Origin of the sequence: Pedobacter sp. ok626 (assembly GCF_900100435.1) — a bacterium.
Taxonomy (GTDB): Bacteria; Bacteroidota; Bacteroidia; order Sphingobacteriales; family Sphingobacteriaceae; genus Pedobacter.
This window is the reverse complement of sequence record NZ_FNEX01000006.1, coordinates 101,124-123,693: the sequence shown is the minus strand read 5'-3', so window position 1 is coordinate 123,693 and position 22,570 is coordinate 101,124. Positions and strand designations below refer to the sequence as shown.

The 22,570-nt window shown below is 38.4% G+C and carries 26 protein-coding genes and 1 tRNA gene; 10 read left to right on the top strand and 17 right to left on the bottom strand.

The features are described from left to right. The first annotated feature begins 9 nt into the window (after nt 1-9). Nucleotides 10-1,539 (top strand): L-piperidine-6-carboxylate dehydrogenase, encoded by a 1,530-nt coding sequence (locus BLS35_RS10505; RefSeq protein WP_090780645.1) that lies wholly within the window; start codon nt 10-12, stop codon nt 1,537-1,539. Between the two features lie 9 nt (nt 1,540-1,548). Beyond that, on the top strand, nt 1,549-4,485 hold the full coding sequence (locus BLS35_RS10500; RefSeq protein ID WP_090780643.1) for an FAD-binding and (Fe-S)-binding domain-containing protein: 2,937 nt from the start codon (nt 1,549-1,551) through the stop codon (nt 4,483-4,485). Nucleotides 4,486-4,567: 82 nt separating this feature from the next. On the opposite strand, the gene BLS35_RS10495 is transcribed toward BLS35_RS10500, so the two are convergent. Further along, a complete protein-coding gene (locus BLS35_RS10495) occupies nt 4,568-5,722 on the bottom strand; it encodes an FAD-dependent oxidoreductase (protein ID WP_090780641.1) in 1,155 nt (384 codons plus the stop codon). Between the two features lie 24 nt (nt 5,723-5,746). Then, nucleotides 5,747-6,499, bottom strand: coding sequence for a helix-turn-helix domain-containing protein (locus tag BLS35_RS10490; RefSeq protein ID WP_090780639.1), 753 nt, complete (start codon nt 6,497-6,499; stop codon nt 5,747-5,749). Nucleotides 6,500-6,739: 240 nt separating this feature from the next. On the opposite strand from BLS35_RS10490, the gene BLS35_RS10485 reads away from it, so the two are divergent. From BLS35_RS10485 to BLS35_RS10455, 7 genes are all read left to right on the top strand, one after another. Beyond that, nucleotides 6,740-7,738: a hypothetical protein gene (locus BLS35_RS10485; protein ID WP_090780638.1), complete on the top strand. Its 999-nt coding sequence runs from the start codon at nt 6,740-6,742 to the stop codon at nt 7,736-7,738. A 114-nt stretch (nt 7,739-7,852) separates the two neighbouring features. Beyond that, the gene (locus BLS35_RS10480) at nt 7,853-8,596 is read left to right on the top strand and encodes a PoNe immunity protein domain-containing protein (protein WP_090780637.1); all 744 of its coding nucleotides are present in this window, start codon (nt 7,853-7,855) and stop codon (nt 8,594-8,596) included. 136 nt (nt 8,597-8,732) lie between these two features. Continuing rightward, the gene (locus tag BLS35_RS10475; RefSeq protein ID WP_132225956.1) at nt 8,733-8,987 is read left to right on the top strand and encodes a YARHG domain-containing protein; all 255 of its coding nucleotides are present in this window, start codon (nt 8,733-8,735) and stop codon (nt 8,985-8,987) included. Nucleotides 8,988-9,262: 275 nt separating this feature from the next. Next, nucleotides 9,263-9,610, top strand: coding sequence for an immunity protein YezG family protein (locus BLS35_RS10470; protein WP_090780633.1), 348 nt, complete (start codon nt 9,263-9,265; stop codon nt 9,608-9,610). 39 nt (nt 9,611-9,649) lie between these two features. Further along, on the top strand, nt 9,650-9,883 hold the full coding sequence (locus tag BLS35_RS10465; RefSeq protein ID WP_165973254.1) for a GAD-like domain-containing protein: 234 nt from the start codon (nt 9,650-9,652) through the stop codon (nt 9,881-9,883). Between the two features lie 267 nt (nt 9,884-10,150). Continuing rightward, a complete protein-coding gene (locus BLS35_RS10460) occupies nt 10,151-10,612 on the top strand; it encodes a DUF1493 family protein (RefSeq protein WP_090780629.1) in 462 nt (153 codons plus the stop codon). Between the two features lie 160 nt (nt 10,613-10,772). After that, a complete protein-coding gene (locus tag BLS35_RS10455) occupies nt 10,773-11,357 on the top strand; it encodes a hypothetical protein (protein ID WP_090780627.1) in 585 nt (194 codons plus the stop codon). A 275-nt stretch (nt 11,358-11,632) separates the two neighbouring features. On the opposite strand, the gene BLS35_RS10450 is transcribed toward BLS35_RS10455, so the two are convergent. The 7 genes from BLS35_RS10450 to BLS35_RS10425 form a co-directional block, all read right to left on the bottom strand. Further along, nucleotides 11,633-12,010 carry a hypothetical protein gene (locus BLS35_RS10450; RefSeq protein WP_090780625.1) on the bottom strand — a complete coding sequence of 126 codons (378 nt, stop codon included), beginning with the start codon at nt 12,008-12,010 and terminating at the stop codon, nt 11,633-11,635. Between the two features lie 62 nt (nt 12,011-12,072). Next, on the bottom strand, nt 12,073-12,711 hold the full coding sequence (locus BLS35_RS10445) for a hypothetical protein (RefSeq protein WP_090780623.1): 639 nt from the start codon (nt 12,709-12,711) through the stop codon (nt 12,073-12,075). 16 nt (nt 12,712-12,727) lie between these two features. Continuing rightward, complete coding sequence (locus BLS35_RS10440) at nt 12,728-12,952, bottom strand: DUF7336 domain-containing protein (protein ID WP_090780621.1); 225 nt, start codon at nt 12,950-12,952, stop codon at nt 12,728-12,730. A gap of 186 nt (nt 12,953-13,138) precedes the next feature. Next, complete coding sequence (locus tag BLS35_RS10435) at nt 13,139-13,618, bottom strand: hypothetical protein (RefSeq protein ID WP_090780619.1); 480 nt, start codon at nt 13,616-13,618, stop codon at nt 13,139-13,141. A 3-nt stretch (nt 13,619-13,621) separates the two neighbouring features. Beyond that, entirely contained in the window at nt 13,622-13,786 is a 165-nt protein-coding gene (locus tag BLS35_RS27755) for a hypothetical protein (RefSeq protein ID WP_165973255.1), read from the bottom strand. Nucleotides 13,787-13,961: 175 nt separating this feature from the next. After that, nucleotides 13,962-14,035 (bottom strand) — tRNA-Arg (locus BLS35_RS10430). An 86-nt stretch (nt 14,036-14,121) separates the two neighbouring features. Next, a complete protein-coding gene (locus tag BLS35_RS10425; RefSeq protein ID WP_090780618.1) occupies nt 14,122-15,492 on the bottom strand; it encodes an exonuclease domain-containing protein in 1,371 nt (456 codons plus the stop codon). A 151-nt stretch (nt 15,493-15,643) separates the two neighbouring features. On the opposite strand from BLS35_RS10425, the gene BLS35_RS10420 reads away from it, so the two are divergent. After that, the gene (locus BLS35_RS10420; protein ID WP_090780616.1) at nt 15,644-16,009 is read left to right on the top strand and encodes a response regulator; all 366 of its coding nucleotides are present in this window, start codon (nt 15,644-15,646) and stop codon (nt 16,007-16,009) included. 62 nt (nt 16,010-16,071) lie between these two features. On the opposite strand, the gene BLS35_RS10415 is transcribed toward BLS35_RS10420, so the two are convergent. The 8 genes from BLS35_RS10415 to BLS35_RS10380 form a co-directional block, all read right to left on the bottom strand. Beyond that, nucleotides 16,072-16,473 (bottom strand): OsmC family protein, encoded by a 402-nt coding sequence (locus tag BLS35_RS10415; protein WP_090780614.1) that lies wholly within the window; start codon nt 16,471-16,473, stop codon nt 16,072-16,074. Nucleotides 16,474-16,550: 77 nt separating this feature from the next. Continuing rightward, a complete protein-coding gene (locus tag BLS35_RS27750) occupies nt 16,551-17,210 on the bottom strand; it encodes a hypothetical protein (protein ID WP_175459588.1) in 660 nt (219 codons plus the stop codon). Nucleotides 17,211-17,339: 129 nt separating this feature from the next. Then, a complete protein-coding gene (locus BLS35_RS10405) occupies nt 17,340-17,561 on the bottom strand; it encodes a hypothetical protein (protein ID WP_254778806.1) in 222 nt (73 codons plus the stop codon). 58 nt (nt 17,562-17,619) lie between these two features. Beyond that, entirely contained in the window at nt 17,620-18,720 is a 1,101-nt protein-coding gene (dinB, locus tag BLS35_RS10400) for a DNA polymerase IV (RefSeq protein ID WP_090780610.1), read from the bottom strand. Between the two features lie 62 nt (nt 18,721-18,782). After that, entirely contained in the window at nt 18,783-18,959 is a 177-nt protein-coding gene (locus BLS35_RS10395; RefSeq protein WP_090780608.1) for a histone H1, read from the bottom strand. A gap of 104 nt (nt 18,960-19,063) precedes the next feature. Beyond that, on the bottom strand, nt 19,064-19,924 hold the full coding sequence (locus BLS35_RS10390; protein WP_090780606.1) for a sigma-70 family RNA polymerase sigma factor: 861 nt from the start codon (nt 19,922-19,924) through the stop codon (nt 19,064-19,066). Nucleotides 19,925-20,162: 238 nt separating this feature from the next. Next, the gene (locus tag BLS35_RS10385) at nt 20,163-20,984 is read right to left on the bottom strand and encodes an endonuclease/exonuclease/phosphatase family protein (RefSeq protein WP_090780604.1); all 822 of its coding nucleotides are present in this window, start codon (nt 20,982-20,984) and stop codon (nt 20,163-20,165) included. A gap of 2 nt (nt 20,985-20,986) precedes the next feature. Continuing rightward, nucleotides 20,987-22,570 carry a RagB/SusD family nutrient uptake outer membrane protein gene (locus BLS35_RS10380; RefSeq protein WP_090780989.1) on the bottom strand — a complete coding sequence of 528 codons (1,584 nt, stop codon included), beginning with the start codon at nt 22,568-22,570 and terminating at the stop codon, nt 20,987-20,989.

Below are 22,570 nucleotides of genomic sequence, written 5' to 3'. Positions count from 1 at the left end.
TTAGAACATATGAATCTTAAAGATATATTGACCAGACTCGGTATTGAAGCAAACAATTCAGGGACTTCAACAGGGACAAAATGGCTACCTGCCCAGGGTCCAGTGGTTACCTCCTATTCTCCTGTAAATGGAGCGGTAATAGGAACAGTACAAACTACAGATGAGCATGCTTATGAAGCGGTAATGCAACAGGCACAACAGGCTTTTTTAGAGTGGAGAAATGTACCCGCACCAAAACGTGGTGACATTGTACGTCAGTTCGGAGATGCTTTACGTGAGTATAAAGCCGATCTGGGTGCTTTAGTTTCCTATGAAATGGGTAAAAGTTTGCAGGAAGGATTGGGCGAGGTACAGGAAATGATAGACATTTGTGATTTCGCAGTAGGTTTATCCCGCCAGCTATATGGCTTAACCATGCATTCTGAAAGGCCAAATCACCGCATGTATGAGCAATGGCACCCAATGGGTATTGTAAGTATCATTTCTGCCTTTAACTTCCCTGTAGCTGTTTGGGCATGGAATACGGCCTTAGCCTTAGTATGTGGTAATGTCTGCGTATGGAAACCCTCTTCAAAAACACCTTTATGTGCGGTTGCCTGTCAGCATATCATGGCAAAAGTTTTAAAGGCAAACGACCTGCCTGAAGGGATCAGCAGTCTGATCACAGGAAATCCATGTGGTAACCTGATGAATCAGGACAAACGTATTCCACTTATTTCCTTCACAGGTTCAACAAGAGTAGGCAGATTGGTTGCCGCTGCCGTAGCCGGTAGATTCGGAAAAACGATACTGGAACTTGGCGGTAACAATGCCATCATTATCTCCAAAGATGCAGATCTGGAAATGTCGGTAATTGGCGCTTTATTCGGTGCCGTAGGAACCGCGGGACAACGTTGCACTTCTACACGCAGACTGATCATCCATGAAGCGGTATATAACGATTTTACCGCAAGACTGGTAAAGGCCTATGGTCAGCTTAAGATCGGAGATCCACTGGATGAAAATAACCATGTAGGTCCACTAATTGATAAAGATGCAGTAGCTACTTATCTGAGCTGTATTGAAAAGATAAAACAACAATCCGGACGCTTTCTGGTTGAAGGTGCTGTACTTAATGGTCCAGGTTTTGAATCCGGCTGCTATGTTAAACCATGTATTGCAGCAGTAGAAAATCACTATGAGATTGTACAGGAAGAAACCTTTGCACCCATCCTGTATGTGATGAAATATAGCGACATTGAAGAAGCAATAAATATGCAGAACAATGTACCACAAGGATTATCTTCGGCTATCATGACTTTAAACCTGCGTGAAGCTGAGCAATTTTTATCAGCAAATGGTTCGGACTGCGGTATTGCCAATGTGAACATTGGTACTTCTGGTGCTGAAATCGGCGGAGCATTTGGTGGTGAAAAAGAAACTGGCGGTGGAAGAGAAAGTGGATCAGACGCATGGAAAGGTTATATGCGCAGACAAACCAATACCATCAACTATTCCAATACCTTACCATTGGCACAAGGAATAAAATTTGATTTGTAAGATTAATTGATGAAAGAGCAGCTTGAGTTACTGGCCAGATCGATGGATGGCGAATTTTATACTGATGAAATGACCAGGGTATTGTATGCTACTGACGCATCTGCTTATTCAGAGATGCCGCTTGCAGTAGCCGTACCGCATTCTGTGGCCGACCTTAAGCAACTCATCAATTTTGCCGATCGAGAAGGTACTTCATTGATCCCCCGCACTGCAGGGACGTCACTTGCTGGTCAGGTAGTAGGTAGCGGCATTGTAGTAGATGTATCCCGACACTTCAATAAGATCCTGGAACTCAACACCACAGAACGTTGGGTAAAGGTACAGCCGGGGGTAGTAAGAGATGAATTAAATAATTACCTGAAAAGCGCTGGATTGTTTTTTGGTCCAGAAACCTCAACAGCCAACCGTGCCATGATTGGTGGCATGATTGGTAACAACTCCTGTGGCTCCAACTCCATCGTTTACAAAAGTACAAGGGAACATACGCTTGAAATCACAGCCCTCCTGAGCGATGGCTCTGAAGTTATATTTAAAGCACTTAATTTTGATGATTTCATCGCTAAAGCTGAAGGAAACACCTTGGAGGCATCCTTATACCGATCCATCAGAACCTTACTGGGGGATTATAAAAATCAGCAGGAAATCAGAAAGGAATTCCCAAAACCAAGCGTAGAAAGGCGCAATACAGGATATGCAATAGACATCTTGCTCGACAGTGCCCCTTTTACTGCTGGTGGAGAAGATTTTAACTTTTGCAAACTGATTGCGGGATCAGAAGGCACCCTGGCCTTCATTACGGAGATCAAGCTGAATCTGGAACCCCTCCCATCCGAACATTCCGGTTTGCTCTGCGTGCATTTCCATACTTTGGAAGAAGCGTTAAGGGCAAATTTAGTAGCCCTGAAACACCAGCCGAATGCTGTTGAACTGATTGACCATTATATTTTGGAATGTACCAGAGACAATATCGAACAGCGGGAAAATAACTTCTTTGTTCAGGGAGAGCCGGCCGCTCTACTGGTGATTGAATATGCGAGGGATACTCAAAATGAGGTAAAAGAAATTGCGAAAAAAGTTGAAGCGGAACTGCGTGAATTGGGTTTAGGTTACCATTTTCCTTTGTTATTTGGAAGCGACACCAAAAAGATATGGTCGCTCAGAAAAGCCGGTCTTGGTTTATTAAGCAATTTACCTGGTGATGAAAAGGCCGTACCGGTAATCGAGGATACGGCTGTAGATGTACAGGATCTGCCTGCTTATATTCGTGATTTTAATGAAATACTTAGAAAACATGGCTTGTACTCCGTGCATTATGCACATGCAGGCTCTGGAGAATTGCATTTACGTCCCATCCTGAACCTCAAATCAGTAGAAGGCAATAAAATGTTTCGCACCATCGCTGAGGAAATAGCTGCTCTGGTAAAAAAATATAAAGGCTCATTAAGTGGCGAGCATGGAGATGGCCGGTTAAGGGGAGAGTTTATTGAGCAAATGATCGGATCCAAAAACTATGCTTTGCTAAAGGAAGTGAAGCATACCTGGGATCCGAAACAAATCTTTAATCCCGGCAAAATCATTGATACACCTCCAATGGACACCATGCTGAGGTATACGCCTGGTCAAAAAGACTTTACCTTTAAAACCGTATTCCGTTATGCGGGCCAGAATATGTTGCAACATGTAGAACAATGTAACGGTTCGGGCGACTGCAGAAAATCGCATTTGGCCGGCGGAACGATGTGCCCCTCCTACATGGCTACGCATGACGAAAAAGATACAACAAGAGCAAGGGCAAATATCCTGAGGAACTTTTTGACACATTCTGACCAGATCAATAAGTTTAATCACAAAGAGATTAAAGAAGTACTCGATCTTTGTCTGAGTTGTAAGGGATGTAAATCAGAATGTCCTTCTAATGTTGATATGGCAAAGTTGAAAGCCGAATTTCTACAGCATTACCAGGATGCGAACGGCATCCCATTAAGATCGCGCTTAATTGCTAATTTTAGCAGCATTGCAGCTCTGGGATCAGTAATTCCATCTTTGTACAACTGGACCATGACAAGCTCATTTTTAAGTGCTATGGTAAAAGAAATGGCCGGTTTTGCGCTACAGCGCAGCCTGCCAGAAATGTATCATACAACGCTAAAAAACTGGTTTAATAAACATCGGCCTGCCTCTAAACAGCTGAAAAATTTCAGTAGAAAGGTTTATCTTTTTTGTGATGAATTTACCAATTACCAGGATACAGAAATTGGCATCAAGGCAATCCTGTTGCTTGAAACCCTAGGTTATGAAGTGATCATCCCCAAGCATCTGGAAAGCGGCAGAGCATCCATTTCTAAAGGGTTATTGCGAAAAGCCAGGAAAATTGCACAGCACAATGTATGGTGCTTAAGTAAGTTGATCACAGCTGAAACACCACTTGTGGGCATTGAGCCTTCGGCAATTCTGACCTTCAGGGATGAATATCCGGACCTGGTGAATGAAGAACAGCTGGAAGCCGCAAAAAAGCTTTCGGCAAACGTATTTCTGATTGATGAGTTTTTAGCCAGGGAGATCCAAAAAGGAAATATTTTGAAGTCGCAATTTACAACTGCATCCCAATCCATCAAATTACATGGCCATTGCCAGCAGAAAGCTTTTAATGCCCTGGGGGCTACTGAACAAATACTGTCTTTTCCTGAAAATTACACGGTACAAACTATTCCCTCTGGCTGTTGTGGTATGGCTGGCTCATTTGGATATGAAAAGGAACATTACGAGCTATCCATGCAGATTGGCGAACTTGTATTGTTCCCGGATGTTAGAAAACAAACTGAAGAAGTAATTATAGCAGCCACAGGAACCAGCTGCCGACATCAGATCAAAGATGGCACATCACGAAAAGCACTGCATCCGGTCGAAATATTGTACAGCGCATTGTGTAATGATAAAGTCACTTAATTCAGGAGATAGTAAGTCGAGCTCTTCCTTTACACAACCGCTAAACTCAGATCAGGGCAAACGATAACATTTGTTATTAAATTTATGGGTACACCTGATTGAAAAACGAAATCATTTGCTCCAGTCCTGTTTTAGAGAACATTCTTTCGGTGTTTTCTAAAGTATCTTTTGTGGCTGCGGCACCTCTTGCGATCATATCTTTTTCAAAATGAGCAATTGCGGTTTTGATATCAGTAAATTTATTGCTAGTCAAAACATCTGCCAATTCAAATGAATCCTGCATTGCCACATTCGCGCCTTCACCTGCAAATGGCGGCATACGGTGCGCCGCATCGCCAATCATTGTAAGGTTTTCCTGAGTTTCCCAAATTTGACTGAACGGAAAATAATATTGAGGACGAGGCGTAAAATGCACATCATGGTTTGTAAAGAATTCGTACCAAACCTCACTCCAATCCGCAAACTCTTTTTTGAAAAATTCTAAAACCTGTGCTTTATTTTTGAAATCAATATCGCTTTTTGCAAGCCAGTCTTCAGGACATTTGAAACAAGCGACAAACATAATGGAACCGTCGTCTTTTGTACCATATCCCAGGAATTGCTCATTATCGAATGCCATTACCTTTCCGCCTCTTGCAAATCTAAAAAGGTTTGGTGTATTTTTTTCCGCCTGGTAAACATTCCCCTCAATCAAAGTTATTCCCGAATAGATTGGCTTTATATCACTGATGTAAGGACGGATTTTAGAATTAGCGCCATCGGCTGCAATTACCAAATCAGCGTAAACTGAGTTTCCATTTTTGAAATGTAGCAACCAACCATTGTCTTGCCTTTCCATTTCAACAAAATGGCTATCCCAAACCACAGTTTCGGACTTCAGGGAGTTCAGTAAAATCCCTCGTAATGGGGCTCTGTCAATTTCAGGTCGAGTTTCAGCTGTATTTTCAGCAAAGTTATGGTCGTCAAATTTTATATTGAGCCATTTATCTACCAATTGCATTTTGCTTGCAACCGGCCGATGATGTTTATAAAATTCGTCCAGCAGGCCTGCGCGTTTCATCGCTTCAAGGCCCGTGCCTTCGTGTAAGTCTAAAGTAGAACCCTGGACACGAACATCAGGGTTAAAATCTCTTTCGTACACTTTTACATCTGCATTTTGCATTTGTAATAATCTAGCTAGGGTTAAGCCAGCCGGTCCGCCGCCAACAATCGCAATTTTTTTATTTTGTATCAGCATATTTTCAAATTTTACGATACAAAATTATCTCTTGTCAGTAATTAAAAATTGTAAAAATCGGCCATTTTCGTTTTTGAACAATTCTTTGGGAGAAGCGCCCGAAAGTTTTTTGATTTCTTTGATGAAATGCGACTGATCATAATAGTTTAGCTGAGGAAACAATTTGCCCTCTTTTATATGCGAAAGTGAGGCCTGAAAACGTAAGATGTTGCAATATACTTTTAATGAAATCCCGAATTGCTGGTTAAAATATTGATTGATTTGCCGTGAACTCCAGGCTACTCTTTCAGAAAGTTCTTTTACAGCTATTTCGCCATTGGTCTCAAAAACAAGGGCAAACAATTTACGTTTTCGCTCATCGACATCTTTTGGCAAAAGCGATTGTATTTTTTGCGTCGCTTTTTCGCAAAATGCATCAAAATCGTTCAAAGAATCAATGCTAAAATCCCAAAAATCATTAGGCAAAGACTTCCCTTTATCCAAAATATCTGCAACAGAGTGCCCTAAAATATATTCCACTGCAAGTGGGTTAAAATTAATCGCAAAAAAAGCTGAAATACTTTGTCCGGGTGTCAATTTAGGCTTTGTTTCCAACCCTAAAAGCGAAATATGAAACTGACCATCTGAGGTTTTGTAAAAGGATAAGTCAATTCTTCCGTTGGGAATAATTACCCCTTCAACGATTTCAGAGAGGTTTTGTATCGAGGAAAAGCAATAGACAAAATCGGAAATAGACCGATCGGGTTTGGCAAGTGTATGTATTGGGATATCATTCATTTTTCATTTACCAATTTGCTTTTTATCCGGCTAAGCCCATTTTTAATATGTTTAGATTTTTGAAAGCCACCTTGATTGGAATTATATTAAGGTACCAATATGTTTGTGATTAATCGAATGTTATAATAAACAGCCCTAGCTTAACAGGTATAAAATTAAAGTCGGGTGACATAAGCGACATTAATGCCGCTATATTAGAGAACAATATTCTATATTCACTCCGGATTCACATCTGCGACTATGACTGAAAATATCATTTCAAAAATAGCACTTGCCGCAGTTATCGGCGGTGCCTTGGGTTTATTTTATTCTTTACTGCTTAATTTGCACGGTTTCAGCAAAATAAAATATAAACACGCCGCGTTGAGCATAGGCCTAATCATTTTTTTACTGAGCCTGTACAAATTCGAAACGGCAGGAATAGGGGCCTTTATTTTAGGAATAGGTGTTTTTATTCTTGCTATTGCGCTCTTTGTGAGAGGAACCGCCGATTCATTGAAGGACATGGCAGGCCGGTTTTCGTTGAGCAACAACCTGCAGCAAGGCTCGGCAACAACGGCTTTTCAGGAGAACAATATTACCAGTTATTTTGGAGTGTTATTTCATTTTGTAGTAATTGTACTGATATGCCTTTCCATATTTACTTATTCAAAGGATGTTATCCTGGATCAGGAGCATATAAACAGACTGGTAGCTGATGCAGCATTTCAATTTTCAAGTACCATCCTGCTCATGTTGCTAGGCCTATTCAATCCTTTTGTAACTCCTTCAGAGAAACTGATGCGGTTTTCAATACTTATTGATCAGCAGAAATACCCAAAATGGCATGCATTAATGGCAAAAAAGAGCAGTTGGACAATCATAAAGAGCCTGATCTGTATTGGAATACTGTCTTATTTCATTAACGCAGGCTTTTTCAACATCCCTGCCTGGAACACAAACAGTCCATTCCTGAATGGGTATATCCTGATTATTGGTCTATTCATTTTCATTAACCTGATGCAGCTGATCCGCAATCCTGATTTATTTTTTAAAAGGAACTACTTCAGGATCACTATGTTATTCCGTTCTGTTCAGCTTAGCCTTTTTGTAGGGGCAATTATGGTTTTCTCAACTTTGTTTATATCGGCAATACTAGACATCGACACGAACCGGCTGAATGTAAGTTCAGAGGCTATTCTGTTACTCGGCTTTAACATTGTGATGTGTTATAACGAATACAGACTTGTACGTGCCTAAATTAAGTTTGGCCATTGGATTTCCAGATCCTCCCGGTTAGATTGTGCTTAAGTATTTTTTTATTTATCTTGCTTATATCAATCATGTTGACCACTAGAAACGAACTAGAAACCTATGCATAGAGAACCTTTAAGAGACGAAGTCTACTGGCAGCTATGGATTACCGAATGCACTGAAGACATTAAGGAAAGACAGGAGAAACTTAAAGTAACCCCATTTCCTGAAAAGTGGAAAAAAAACAGCATTACTCAAAACTTGTATTATGATTGTAAACGACTGATCACCTTAAAATATTCAGGCGGTATACCTGTAGATGAAATTACCTCCGACTATCCTGATCTTATCGATGCCTGGGTAGCTTACAATCAGAATATCAGTACCGGGGATAATAAAAAGCACCTGCTTTTAACCAATGACTATTACCGGGTTTTAACCCTGATAAGTTGGGGTATTATCTTTAACGCAGCTGTCGAACTGTTTCAGAAAATAGCAAATCATATTCATAGCAATGGAGAAGATGCATTGATCGAAACCTTGCTTGCTACGAAACTGAAAGAAAGAACCACGACTGATAAGCTGATCTATCCCAAATCTTTTGAACTACTGTATAAAGCCACACAGACTAAAGGAGCCGAACAGGCAGTTTTAGTAAAAGAGTACTTAAGCAACTGGTACAAGAATATGAAAGATTTCATTAACTACGATGCCCATAAGGCAAAGGGCGAAGGTGGATTTGAGGGTTATTGGAGTTTTGAAGCGGCAGCGGTAGTAGTGTTGTACAATATCGATGACAGCAGTTTCAGGGATATGGATTTTTATCCTAAGGACATGGTGGGATTTGCAAGGAACCCCAATTAGCCTTCGGTTTTGAAACCTACCGGTTCCATAAGCTTAGGAGTAAAAAGAAGGTTGCAGGTATTGCTTTATTAGTCATAATTGCTATTGCCATCCTGTTCTTAGGATGGTGTATTTTATTCCTTTAAGTCATACAAAAATGAAAACACTCTATATCACATTATTTACTTTATTTTTCTTAAAAACTGTAAATGCACAGTCGCTGGATGATTGTGCATCCTGCTCCACACATCTACTCAAGCCAGCGCAAATCGAAAATCTGAGTATTGATGAAATCCGGTTTTTAACCAATGACTTGTTTGCCAGAAAGGGATATAAGTTCGAAAAGGGACGAATACAACACACTTTACCCAACCGACTACAACAACGAGTTTGCTTATTCCTGGAGTTTTGAGTTTGACGGGACATTGAAGTTTATAAAGCTTGATGTAGCCGGATAAACCCGCTCTGCTACTCGAAATTCTGGTAGTGTAGTGAAACAGGTGCATTGAAAAGCAGATAAGTTATTTTGGAAATTGGCTGCCCCTGATCACAGTAAAACGAAATCTCGATTTTCAATCAGACGTTAAAAAGGTAATCAATAGTCTTCTTGAAGAGCTGGCAAAATTTTTGAACAATAGAATAGCTGGGATAAATAATATTGAATATTAACAGTAATTATAGAACCAAATGGAAACAATAAACGAGATTTATTTAAATATCGCACAAGGCATTGTTAATGCCATAGAGGAAGATAATTGGACAAATGCGCTACTGGAGATAGAAATTGTGGGCACAGGCGTTGTAGGCTACAGTGGAGCGTATAACATTGGAGAAACAAATCATGATATGTCGGTCAGGAAAATGCCACGGGACATTAGAAATTGGATTAGGGAGCTCCACGCCATAACGACTAAAGGCGGCAACAACAAGTGGAACAGGGCGGTTTTTAGTTTAAAGCCGGATGGAAAATTCGATATGGAATTTATCTGGGATCAAGTACTACAAGACGAAATTGAGCGATTAGCAAAATCATAGATGTTTACGCCACCTGCTGAGTGGTTTTTATTTAAGAATATGTTTGAGATATTTTTTAAAAAGTACCCTGAGTACACCATAGCACAGAAACCAGACAAAGAATTATTGGGCCGATTTGAGGGCAAGTTGCCCGATCAACCTATCGACTTCCGGGAAGCATACGGTTTTGGAACCTATGTGGATGGCTATTTAAAACTGGTCAATCCTTTAGATTTTCAGTCCTGTTTCGATGAACCCTACCATGATTCATTAAACGGTACATCATTCTTCTGATTAGCAAGCTTTTTCATACAAAGTTTTTTCACATGAAACATCCATCATGTAAAAATAATCCTATTTTCTTCACATGACAACTTAATCATGTAAAGAATGTATACATGAGTTTATGCCTTAAACACTTACTTTAACAAGGATTGAATTAACAGAATTCTGGACTATCGATATTTAGAAGGTTGGCTAAAATCAAAAAAAATCCTGATTTGGTACTACTCTTAAATTATTTGCCTAATTTCAAATGAATTCACTTATTGGTAGAATTTAATGGAAGAAATAAAGCAAATAGAATTTTCGAAACTAAGACATGCTTACATTACTGTAAAAAGTTTTATTGAAAACGAATCAGCTGATGATCTAGGATCACTCAAAACTAAAATTGTAAGTGACTTAGGATTAACTGGAGATGATAACTATTTTATGCTAACTAAATTTATCGACAAGTTTGAATTAGAATATTCTGATTTTGAATATGATAAACATTTTCATTCTGAAACCGAATTGTATGATTCATCAGCCGCGCTTTATAATCTACTAGTTGTATCAGTGTGGCTCCCTCTAAAAACAATAGAATTGTTAACCTTGAATATGGTTCATATTCCTAAGCCAGCTTTCTATCAACCTGCAAGACAAGTTTCAGACATGACTTTTAGGGATTTATTAACATGGTATATTGAGGGAAAATATATCCCCGAGGGAAATGTAAAATATGCAATAAAGCTTCATTGAAGGTGATTTACTGAATCCTGGTGTCGAAAAGACTGGGCTGATAAGCTTTACGGAGAACGATTATCCATCTATATCGACCAAGAGGTTAAATAGAAAACGATATGACGAGTAATCAAATTATCTTTTAACCATCTTAAATATTAAGATAAAAAAAACACTAATGAAAAGGATCATTTTTATTGGATTATTATTTTGCATAATAATTTCTGGATGTAAGGGGTTAAACTTTGAAAATGACTGCTATCTAGACTTCAAGCTTGGAATGAATGATTACGATTATAATCATCTAGTTAGGGAATATGTTAAGAGGGGGATTTTAAAAGAGCAATTTACAAAGACACATTTCGACGATGCAGACAGAAAAAACTTCTTAACTGAAATAGCGGACACTCATCTTCAAGGAACATTAGAACCAATCTTTTTAAGTGACAGATTAGACGAACTTAGGATATTTATTGGAGAAGATATAAGTTACGATTCAAAGGAAGCGACATCAGAGATGTACAATAAAATTGTTAATTATTTTACAAATGAAAAAGGTAAACCTAGAGAACAATCAAAGGATAACAAGACAGGACATAAATTGACTGTTTGGGAAACCAATCAAAATTACAACATAGAAGTGCTTTTTGTGCCAGAATGGGAGCTTTCAAAAAAGAAAATAGCAATCTACTTCAGCCCCACAGGTGTATTAGAGAAAGATCTAGATGATTATAATAAAAAAAAGGAAATCACAAGACAATGACTAATTCTCGCTCAAAGTCGTGTGGCAAAATCGCCAGCAAATTGGATGCAAAAAAATAAAATTGACTTAGGCTAAAATAAAAAAAGCTCCTAGTTTTCACTAGAAGCTCTTTGCAGTACTCTTAGGCATTTATCTTACGAATTCTTTTATAAATGACATGAAAAAAATCGCTAATATTCATCAGTTTCAAGCGAATTCGTAATGGAAAAGATATCTCATACGAATTTTGTGATCGCATGTAAATTTTTCCATGCGACGTAAAGAATATCCATTAATTAAAAAAGATATGTCAACCCGTAGCCGATCGAAGATAAAATCATCGCAAACAATATCATTCCTATAGAAGTCTTAACACTTATCATTTTTAAGCTTTGTTCTTTGCTATAACCATTATTTGCTTTAAAATGTATAGACAACAAAAATCCTAAAGTACTATCAACAAATCCCAATAATCCATTAATTATTAAAGCGGTTGCTAAATCAGCCTTTTGTGATATAACAAAACCAAGTACACAATATAGGATTCCGGATAACACGCCTAAATTAGCATAATTAAAACTTAGCTTTCGTGAAAGAATAGCACCATATGTACTAATTAAAATAATCACAAAAAGTCCAGATGTTAAAGAATATAAAGCGAGTAAATAGTTCATGTAAAGGATGCCAAATATATTTTGAATATAGTTATTATGGTTTTATTAAAAGACAACCGCCATTAATTTGAATTAGAAAAGATAACAAGCTTTTCATCAACCAACTCTATTAAAACTTTAGTATCATAACCTTCACCCACTAAGCTATTTTCTGGTAATATTTTAAAACTCATACTTTCGATATTACGTCCATGAAGACAACAACTCTTTACGCGCGCCCAGAAAGCTGAGGGATTATACCCTACAAGCTCTGTATCAAGCCTTTTTCCGTTTACCTGTTCAACAATTGGTTTGGTATATGTTTTTTTAAATGTCCACTCATTTAAGTAACCAACTCCATTACTATCTATCATTAAAATATTTTGTTCAACATTGGAGCGGACTAAATTAATTTCGCCTACATAATCATTTTGAACAATTATTTTCAAAGTCGGTGAGTACAATTGATAATGAAAAATCAAAAGGGAAATCGTTGTTGCAATCGAATATAGAGTCAGGAAAGAGGTGAATTTAAATATTAATTTCAAGATACTTGCCAATACCACACATCCCATTAAAATTCCTACAAGCATCATTCCTCCTAAAAAAAGTCCAGATAAAATCATTCCTCCAGGAACATAATTCAGCTTTATGATCAAGGTACACAGAAGTAAGACTGATGCAGTTCCAAATAAGATTTTAAGTTTATTATCAATTGTCATGCTAAACAAGATTTATTTAGGAGAACTGAGTGACGAATCCCTCAGTCCAGCTATCACTATCTAATGTATAAGTAGAAACTTCGAATCCATCTTTATGATCCTTGAACCCCTCAAAGATCCGTTTCCGTTCCATAGCAGAGTTAGCTTCATCAATTGAGCTATAAACTCCAATCAGCTTCACATCTTCACCACCATCAAGTCTTTCATCAATATGAGTGTGCCACAATAAATATACTTCCATCTTATAAAGATATTAATTATCTAATCTTAAGTAGTTATGTTTCCTATTTGCCCCTCAAAGGCTTCCGAAAGTTTTGCAACAAAAAGGATTCGTAAACTAAAAGGCTACAGCCCTTTTGATAAATTTCTGAAAAGTTTTAACACTATACTAGCACAGTGTTAAAGTGTGTAACTTAAATGTATCGAACTAAAAATTATCTCGCAACTTTCGGATCTGCTCTAGTGCTGCTACGTCAATCTGATCTTTCGGGCGATTAACAATCTTCTTATTTTCAATTAATTGATTAATATGCAAAAAAGGAACGTTCACATTATCAATATCTGCAATAGAGGCCATTTCTAAACATTCATCAAAAGTGTACCCCTCAAGTCCCTTCATTTCAATAAGTATATCTAAACGGAGACCATTGTTAAGGTGAAAGTCGGTCCAGCCGGGTACAAACTGCATATAGTCGATCATTGGATAATCCCCCATATCACATTTTATAAAAGCTTTACGTAATTGCTGCCTATTTTCTAAGGTATCTTTTAACCATATATCAATATCACCGGTGAAACGTTGGTAACCATGCAAATTGGTAGCATAACCGCCAACCATGATATACTGAACCTTATATTCCTGAAGTGCTTTCCAAAAATCTAATATACTTTCATCAAAGACATCCACAAATTATTTGCTTATAAATGGTTTATGGGATATAGAAGCCTTACTCATGGTCTGTTGTATTTTATACAAACGAGTAGCCATTTCAAAACGTTCTTTATAGCTGCGTTTTAGCCCCTCTTTTAAAAGTTCCAATTCAGCCTGATCAAATGTTTGATTTCTTTTGTCCATTAAATATTGACCTTAAAACTATCTCAAATTTACATAAAACGCATATCAATAACAAGGAAAGAGTCAGCAGGTAATCTACAATATAAAATAAGGGCTGCAAATATTTAATCTGCAGCCCTTATAGTAACTTTTCCTTAAAAGTTTTAACACTATACTAACACAGTGTTAAAATGTGTACCCTGGAAGGGATTCGAACCCCTGACCCACGGTTTAGAAAACCGTTGCTCTATCCAACTGAGCTACCAAGGCATCTCCCTGTTAGGGAACGCAAAGATAGGATTTTGGATGTAAACACCAAAATCTATTTGCGATTTTTATTAGAATAAATGCACCTTTTAGATAACTACCTTTCTTTGTGGGAATTGCTGAACATGGTTAATAATCAAATTTAAAATATAATCATCAGATGGATAAGGTTGTAACACCGACTTCAGCATTTCGGCCCCATCAACATCAGTATGCGGAGAAATATACCCCATACCATAAAATTTTCCCTGTTCCACTAAAAGACAGCTTTTTTCATCCTCATTTCGCCCCTCACCCATCACTGCAAAGGTCGGAAGTATCGTTTTTAAATATTCAATCGCATACTTTACCCTTACATTGTATGCGGCCGCCGACTCTTTACCTACACAAGCTCCACTACATTTCCCTTCTTCATGGTGGGTACAGGCAATACGATTCTTCTGGATAAAACACAGCTTCTCGCAAAGCAGATGCTCTTTGATCAAAAGCCTCAGCAAATCATATCCCTCCAATTGCGTATTGAAACTATACAATGCAGCAGCCTGCTTTTTGTACTTATCCACCATGAGTCGCATATAGCCCTTTTGATCTTCAAAAAGATACAATCCATATTTCTGCTCATGACGCTTTAATGCACGGTTATTTTCGGGCCACAAACGCTTAATCTCGGTGGCTTCCAAAATAAAGGCCATCAATTCTGTTCCGCAGACCTCAAAATCTATGCTATAAATGTGCTGAAGAAAATCCTGACGCTGTTTGCTGATATTATTCCCCGTAAAATGAGTACAAACCCGCTTTTTAATGTTCTTGGCTTTACCAATGTAGATCACCTTCCCTTTCTGGTCTTTAAAGTAATAAACCCCAGGTACTGAAGGTAAACGGTCTACCTGGCTTTTCGGCAAATTAGGCGGTAGCGCTTGTTCTCTCGAGAACTTATGAAGTGTTTGCGCAATGATATTTTCAGCATCCTCAGCAATCAACCTTGTTAACAATATCGCGGTAGCTGCTGCATCGCCCCCGGCACGGTGTCTATTGCTCACAGAAATATTCAAAGCCGCACAAAGTTTACCAAGACTATATGAACTATGTCCGGGTAATATTTTTCTACTTAATCGAACTGTGCATAGCTTCTTGCAATTCAATTCATAACCACTCTGCATCAGTTGGTGTCTGATAAAAGAAAAATCAAAATTCACATTATGCGCTACAAATATCTTATCATGCAACAATTCATAGATCTGAGCAGCTACCTCGTTAAATACTGGGGCTGTCATCACCATTTCGTTGCTAATTCCGGTAAGCGACTCTATATATGGCGGGATATCTAATTCAGGATTGATCAATGTTTCAAAAACACCAATAACCTCCTGACCATCATGCACCAAAATAGAGATCTCCGTAATTCCATTTCCCGATGCAAATCCACCAGTAGTCTCAATATCTACAACAGCATATAACATTAAACTTTGCTTTTAACGATTAACAATGCAAATATGCTAATAATTTTAGCATTCAAATCCTAAATATTCTATTTGTCATTAGTTTTTATTTCTCGATTTCCATATATGGCATACAAATAGTATAGGGTTATATAACAAATGATATACGGGAATGTCTAAAAAAATATTAGCAGTTGATGATGATACAGAGATCGTTGAGGTCATCAAGATCATATTAGAAGATGAAGGTTATGAAGTTTCCACCCTGACAAATGGAAAAAATGTATTAAATGTAATCTCATCACTTAGGCCCGATCTGATCTTATTGGACGTTATGCTAGGGGGAATGGATGGCAGAGAAATTTGCAAATCAATAAAATCTCACGCCATCTTTAAATACATACCTATCGTGATGATATCTGCAAGCCACAATTTGCAAAGTCTGTTAAAACTACCAGGTTCCCCAAATGACTTCCTTTCCAAACCGTTCGATATAGAAAACCTGTTAAGTAAGGTCAAAGCTCAATTAGCTACCTGAGCTTAATTGTACTAATTACTGAATTTATAGTACTAAATTGTATATGATCGTTTAAAACAAGCTTAGCTTGTTTCAATTTTTATAGGATTACTTAGTATTTTATGAATCGGACACTTATCCGCGATCACCAATAAACGTTGACGTTCCTCCTCAGTTAAATCACCAGAAAACTCAATCTTCCTTGTTATTCTGGTTTCCGAACTCATTTCTTCTTCTTTACAAATAGCGAGTTTTATTTTAATCGCATCCAGGTTATAGTTTTTTCGATCTGCGTACATCCTAATGGTGATAGCCGTGCAACTACCTAGACTAGCTAGTAATAATGCCCCAGGAGCCATCCCTTCGTCTGTACCGCCAGCTTCTTCTGGCTCATCGGAATAAATAAAATGTCCACCAGAATACACTTTTGTTTTGTAATGAGATCTATCTAATTCTGTTATCGCTGTAATCTGATTGTTTGCCATAAATAAAAGTATAAAGCCCAAAATACGACAAAAGGCCGGAAAAATCCAGCCTTTGTTGTTTCATATTAAAAAAGAAATCATTGAGCTTCTCTTTTCACATAGGTTTTGTTACCATTTTTATTAATATAGTATTTTCCGCCACGAGGACCAGTTAATATCTCCTCGCCGTTCGGGCCTTTTAGGCTTCTGTCAACAGTAGGCACATATTCCTTAGCAGTTGAACTTGCAGTAGTTGTTACTTTTTTCGCAGTAGTTGTTGCTTTTGTAGCAGCTTTTGTAGCAGCAGTAGTTGCAGGTGCTGCGGCTGTTGTTGTGGCTGTTGCTGCATTTGATTTAAAGCGCTTATCAGGTGTACCATCTTTTTTCATTCCAGGTACTGTTGCTGCGGCAGCGCCTTCAGCGGCAGCTTTCTTGGTTGCAGCTGTAGTTTTTTTAGCGGTGGTTGCTGCTGCTTCTTTTGCTGCTGCAGCTTTAGCCCCTGCAGAGCGCATGTCTGGTGTACCGTCTTTTTTAAGCTTTACACCAGTGGCCGCTGGTTTTGCAGCAGTAGATTTTGCGGATTCTTTAGCTTTTGCCGCCTCTTTTTTAGCATCAGCTTTAGCCTTCGCAGCTTCTTTTTTAGCGGCAGCTTTGGTTTTAGCTGTCTGCTGTTGAGCTGTAGATACTGCAGCTGTTTGCGCCATGCTTAAGTTTACACATAAACCCAACATAGCGATTAAGGAAAATAACTTTTTCATAGTGTTTAAATAATCAGATTTTCTAAAAAAACGACTTATTACCCTGTCAGGCAATCTTATACAATTTAGTGTATTTTGTCGAATTTATAAAAAAAATGTTTTATTTAACACAAGCTTAATTTCATTTAACTACATTCTAAATCTCAGGGAAACAGACCTTCCCAGCGCTTGGGCAAGCTCGGGCTCAACTTTGTATTCTCCACCGTTCTGAACCCACACATTTTTCTCATCCTTCATCAAAACAATCTCCTGTCCGTCAAAACTGATGTGAAGCTCAGTAGTCTCTTTATTAATAGCAGAACTATTTAATATCTCATAAATATAGTCTGTATCATTATATGTAATACGCATTGGCAGCCCCATAATCTTATCTCTAGGCTACAAAGGTAAGGTAAATTAAATTATAAGCTCAGGGAAACAAGCGCGGCTGGTAAATAAGTCGCTCATTTCCTGCCGAATTTTCAAAATTCGAGACCGAAATACCAAGCAGCCTTACCCGCTTATCCGTAAAATCGATGGCTGCCAACAGGCTCTTCGAAATATCAAAAATCAGCGCTAAAGTAGTCACTCCTTCCGCAAATGATTTACTTCTGGTGATTTGCTTAAAATCACTAAACTTAACTTTCACAGTTACTGTCCGACCGGACAAATGATAGCGGTTAATTCGGTTGAATACCAAAAGGCTAATCTTTTCCAATTCGGCATTCATTTCGTCTAATTCAGTTAAATCATAAGAAAAGGTGTCTTCTGCACCTACTGATTTAGTTTCCTGATTAGGCTCAACAGGTCTGTTATCGATCCCTCTTACAATCTTATAAAAGAACAGTCCACTTTTCCCAAACAAATTGGCCAATTCCGTTTCGGATAATCTTTTTAAATCAGCTCCATAATGCAGTCCCCTCAGTTTCATTTTTGCCGCCGTCACCTTCCCTACTCCATAAAATTTTTCGACAGGCAACTGCTCAATAAATTTTTCAACTTTCGACGGCCCAATAAAGGTTAAGCCATCAGGTTTATTCATATCAGAAGCTATTTTTGCCACAAACTTGTTTATAGAAACGCCTGCCGAAGCAGTTAGCTTCAATTCATCCTTAATGGCTTGCTTAATTTCTTTGGCAATATCAATCGCAGAACCGATGCCAAGCTTATCATCCGTTACATCCAGGTAAGCCTCATCTAATGATAAAGGTTGTATCAAATCGGTATAACGATGAAAAATTTCACGGATATGTCGGGATACTTCTTTATAAGCCGCAAATCTGGGATAAACAAAGATGAGATGCGGACATAATTTTAAGGCTTGTTTAGATGACATAGCAGAGTGCACTCCATACTTCCGGGCTTCGTAGCTTGCGGTTGCCACCACGCCACCTCGTCCTTCGGGAGAGCCGCCAACAGCAATAGCCTTCCCTAGTAGCTCAGGATTATCCCTTTGCTCTACAGAAGCATAAAATGAATCCATATCGATGTGAATTATTTTACGGTAATGCTTTTTCTCTATATCATCCATAAGGTCAAAAACAGGAAAAGGCCCACAACATGCGGGCCTTTTCCTGTAATCGTTAAAGAATATTATTTTGCATTCTTTTTTTCAGTTACTTCAGTACGAATTTCTTGTGCTAAGCCTTTTAAATCTTGCATTGCTTTACGTACTCTGGTACCTGCAGCACCGTTACCTGAATTATAAAATTTGTCTGCATCAGCCTCTACGCCAGCGATTAATTCTTTAAGTTTTGAAAATTTTTCCATGTTTTTCTTTCGTTAAGATTTTAAAATATATGATATAACGCTCTAAAGTATATAATTATTGGATTTTCACCAAATGATTTTTTATCAAAAAGGTCATTTTTTCGCTAATTGAAGTAATCTGACAGGGTATCACCGCATTTTAAGCTAAGTGTTTTGTGTGCTTTATCCCTCAATTTCCTGATCCGTTCTCTCCCCAAATTAAAGATTGGCTCCATATCATCCAGACTTGTTTCCGGGTAACCATTGATGCCATAAAACAACATCAATATCTTCTGTTCCCTTTTGGGCAAGATACTCAAGGACCTATTCAGGTCCACTAAGAAAGATGAATTAAAGCTAAGGTGATCAGTCCCGGGGGTGCTCTTATCACCAATGATATCTAACAAGGTAAAACCATTTTTCTCATCAGGAATGTGGTCTAATGAACAATGCCTAACCGTACTATTTAAATAACAAGCAATTTTATCTGCTGCTAGCGCCGTATGCTCGGCCAGCTCTTCAACTGTTGGCATCCTTTCCAGCTTTTGCTCCAACTCGACAATTGCACTATTAATCGTTTCAATAGCTACTACCTGATTAATGGGCAAACGCACCAGACGTTGCTGCTCTGCAATAGCGAGCAATATAGACTGCCGAATCCACCACACCGCAAAAGAGATGAATTTAAAACCTTTTGTATCGTCAAAACGACTTGCAGCTTTGATCAGACCTATATTGCCCTCACTGATTAAATCACTCAACTTCAATCCCCGCTCCTGATATTTTTTTGCCACCGAAACCACAAAACGCAAATTACTTTTAACCAATTGCTGTAAGGCCACAACATCTCCATTACGTATCCTACGTGCTAAACGAACCTCATCCTCAACACTGAGCAGGGCTATTTTACCAATATCATTTAAATACCGCTCTAATGAATCAGAATCCCTTCGGGTAATAGATTGTATTATTCTAAACTGTTTCATGCCTAATTTCAATAAAGTTTAACACCGATTTCAGCAAAGTTCAAAAGCCAAAATGAAATTATCTTCACCTTCCATCAAACACAGAGCTTTCAACCGTATTATGCACAAATCACCATACAATGTTAGGTTTTGCAGATTTTTATCTACTTAGTACAAAATATAATTGTGCCGCCAAAAACACAAAAGACAGCCATAAATGACTGTCTTTTGTATAAATTGTCAAAAAAATGATGAGTAATTAAGGCTTAAATCCAAGCACAGCAACAACCGGTAAATGATCTGAAGGCTCAGGAGCAGAAATGACCTGATGACTCTGAACTGTCATTGGTTGTTTTGTTGTATAACCTATAAAATCAATACATTTCGTGGGTTTGTCGGCAGGTATGGTTGGCCCACAAGTAAAACAAGTTCTTGTAAAAACCTCATCCATGGCCAAAATCACTTCACTACCGGGTACCGCGTTAAAGTCTCCGGTAATGATAAATGGAGTATTCTCTTTTAATGCAATTGCATTGATTTCCCTAATTTGCATACTTCTGTTTGTTGGGTTACTTGTCGCATCCAAATGTGTATTTGCAAAACGAATAACCTTGCCAGAAGGCAAAACAACTTTGGCCGTAACCAATACACGTGGCTCTGCATTTGTACTGGGATCAGAACTTAAGGGATAAACCTGAGCCTCGCTGAGTTCATACTTACTTAAAATCGCAACACCATATCCTCCACCCTGGTAATCAATTGCCTTGGCAAAATAATAATGCATATTGGTCTTAGCCGCAAGCTCTTTTGCCTGGTTGATATCTTTACCCGAACGTATCGTATTCACATCGATCTCTTGTAAACCAACAAAATCTGGCTTTGCCGCATTAATTACCGCAGCAATTGCATTTAGATCTATCACCTCAGGTTTTGCAGGAGGATTACAGTGATGGACGTTGTATGACATGACTTTAATTGTTTCCTGATCTTTATCACCAGGTTTGGCGAGATGTTTCTTTTCCGAACAAGCTGACAACAAAATACAAGTACTTGCAATAAAACAAATAAATAGCTGCTTCATATTTAATAATTAGGGTTTTGAGTAATACCTGGATTTGCTTGTATTTCAAGTTGCGGAACTGGCCATAAAAAATCTCTGTTTGCCTTGGCAGATCGCGTTTCTACAGGTACGGCGATACCTGTAAGCGGGTCAATAGCTCCGGTAACTGCTCCATTCATCACCTCTTCTAATATCCCCCAACGCCTGATGTCGTAATACCTCACGCCTTCAAATGCAAGTTCCACCCTTCGCTCACGTCTAACCAGTTCGCGCAATTTATCCTTTGTATTATACACTGCAACATTTACATTTGGCATGCCAGCGCGGTTTCTGATTTCGTTTAAGTACTTAACCACGTCAGGATTAGCAAAATCATCCGTTTCAATAAGCGTTTCAACATAGGTTAATAAAACCTCGGCATACCGGATAATCATAAAATCCAGCGTTTTTGAACCTGTTTTATCTTTTGGATCAAGATACTTGTTCTGCCAGTATCCAGTCGCAGTAGAATTCTGTGCGCCAATTTTATCATTATTAAGTGGATTCAAATCAAAAGGCTTCAACACAAGGGCTGCATAGGTCTGATCCGGGAATAAGACCGAAGCCGCCAACCTTGGATCCCTATTGTTTTTATATTTGGGATCCTTTAAATAGATGGCCAATGAATCCGGTCCCAGTTCGTAAATCGTTTTTCCCTGTTTGGTTTCATAACTATTGATCATGGCAGCGATTGGCGACAATACGGTTTTACCAGCTACACCCTGAGGCGCAAAAGTTGACCAGGCCCCAGAGCATCCATTTTCCCTAAAAAAGATCCTTTCCTTATTTAACTCTCCAGTGTAAAGAAACAGATCAGCATAACTATTCTTCACATTTGCACTTTTATACAAGGCATAAATATCCAATTTAATAACTTCCTTTGCCGCATTTTTAGCTACCTCATAGTTTTTATAAAAAATGGCCAATCTGGTAATCAGTGCCCAACATACCCCGGAAGTAATCCGTTTAATCTCGGCATTGGTATATTCTTTAGGCAATTTACCAGCGCATTCAGTTAACTCGGCCAACACAAAATCATAGACTTCCTTTTCAGTATTTCTTTTCAAATAACTCTCATCAGGAACCACAGAACTGGTCATCAAAGGAACACCTCCAAAAAATAACAATAGCTCCATATGATAATATGCCCTTAATGCTCTGGCTTCATACTTATATCTGGTTTTCAACTCTTCGTCCATGTAGCATTTATCTACATTTTCCAAAAATCGGTTCGCACGTCTGATTGTTTTATAATCGTCTCGCCAAATGCCTAATCCAACATCCCATGTACCATTCTGCAAACCTTTTACATAAGACTCATAATTACCCCGAAATCCCTGACGTGCAACATTTTCATCCGCCAAAGCAGATAAAAACAGTATTTGTCTGCCCGAAGCGCCATCAGGAATCCCCACGTAGGCTGTATTTAGCGCATTAGTAGCATTAGCTTCTGTTTTCCAGAACTCCTCATCCGAAATACTCGTTGGATGATCATGGGTCAGAAACTTTTCGCATGATGTCAATGTCAGCAACATCATGCTTATGATAAAATAAAATACCTTTTTCAT

Coding starts and splice junctions, on each gene's coding strand:
- BLS35_RS10475 (WP_132225956.1), top strand. CDS start 8,733: ATGAAAACACTCTATATCACATTATTTACTTTATTTTTCTTAAAAACT.
- BLS35_RS10480 (WP_090780637.1), top strand. CDS start 7,853: ATGCATAGAGAACCTTTAAGAGACGAAGTCTACTGGCAGCTATGGATT.
- BLS35_RS10460 (WP_090780629.1), top strand. CDS start 10,151: ATGGAAGAAATAAAGCAAATAGAATTTTCGAAACTAAGACATGCTTAC.
- BLS35_RS10395 (WP_090780608.1), bottom strand. CDS start 18,959: ATGGAAAAATTTTCAAAACTTAAAGAATTAATCGCTGGCGTAGAGGCT.
- BLS35_RS10380 (WP_090780989.1), bottom strand. CDS start 22,570: ATGAAAAAGGTATTTTATTTTATCATAAGCATGATGTTGCTGACATTG.
- BLS35_RS10500 (WP_090780643.1), top strand. CDS start 1,549: ATGAAAGAGCAGCTTGAGTTACTGGCCAGATCGATGGATGGCGAATTT.
- BLS35_RS10405 (WP_254778806.1), bottom strand. CDS start 17,561: ATGCGTATTACATATAATGATACAGACTATATTTATGAGATATTAAAT.
- BLS35_RS10415 (WP_090780614.1), bottom strand. CDS start 16,473: ATGGCAAACAATCAGATTACAGCGATAACAGAATTAGATAGATCTCAT.
- BLS35_RS10465 (WP_165973254.1), top strand. CDS start 9,650: ATGTTTGAGATATTTTTTAAAAAGTACCCTGAGTACACCATAGCACAG.
- BLS35_RS10385 (WP_090780604.1), bottom strand. CDS start 20,984: ATGAAGCAGCTATTTATTTGTTTTATTGCAAGTACTTGTATTTTGTTG.
- BLS35_RS10445 (WP_090780623.1), bottom strand. CDS start 12,711: ATGACAATTGATAATAAACTTAAAATCTTATTTGGAACTGCATCAGTC.
- BLS35_RS10450 (WP_090780625.1), bottom strand. CDS start 12,010: ATGAACTATTTACTCGCTTTATATTCTTTAACATCTGGACTTTTTGTG.
- BLS35_RS10420 (WP_090780616.1), top strand. CDS start 15,644: ATGTCTAAAAAAATATTAGCAGTTGATGATGATACAGAGATCGTTGAG.
- BLS35_RS27755 (WP_165973255.1), bottom strand. CDS start 13,786: ATGGACAAAAGAAATCAAACATTTGATCAGGCTGAATTGGAACTTTTA.
- BLS35_RS10455 (WP_090780627.1), top strand. CDS start 10,773: ATGAAAAGGATCATTTTTATTGGATTATTATTTTGCATAATAATTTCT.
- BLS35_RS10490 (WP_090780639.1), bottom strand. CDS start 6,499: ATGAATGATATCCCAATACATACACTTGCCAAACCCGATCGGTCTATT.
- dinB (WP_090780610.1), bottom strand. CDS start 18,720: ATGGATGATATAGAGAAAAAGCATTACCGTAAAATAATTCACATCGAT.
- BLS35_RS10390 (WP_090780606.1), bottom strand. CDS start 19,924: ATGAAACAGTTTAGAATAATACAATCTATTACCCGAAGGGATTCTGAT.
- BLS35_RS10470 (WP_090780633.1), top strand. CDS start 9,263: ATGGAAACAATAAACGAGATTTATTTAAATATCGCACAAGGCATTGTT.
- BLS35_RS10440 (WP_090780621.1), bottom strand. CDS start 12,952: ATGGAAGTATATTTATTGTGGCACACTCATATTGATGAAAGACTTGAT.
- BLS35_RS27750 (WP_175459588.1), bottom strand. CDS start 17,210: ATGAAAAAGTTATTTTCCTTAATCGCTATGTTGGGTTTATGTGTAAAC.
- BLS35_RS10485 (WP_090780638.1), top strand. CDS start 6,740: ATGACTGAAAATATCATTTCAAAAATAGCACTTGCCGCAGTTATCGGC.
- BLS35_RS10495 (WP_090780641.1), bottom strand. CDS start 5,722: ATGCTGATACAAAATAAAAAAATTGCGATTGTTGGCGGCGGACCGGCT.
- BLS35_RS10505 (WP_090780645.1), top strand. CDS start 10: ATGAATCTTAAAGATATATTGACCAGACTCGGTATTGAAGCAAACAAT.
- BLS35_RS10425 (WP_090780618.1), bottom strand. CDS start 15,492: ATGTTATATGCTGTTGTAGATATTGAGACTACTGGTGGATTTGCATCG.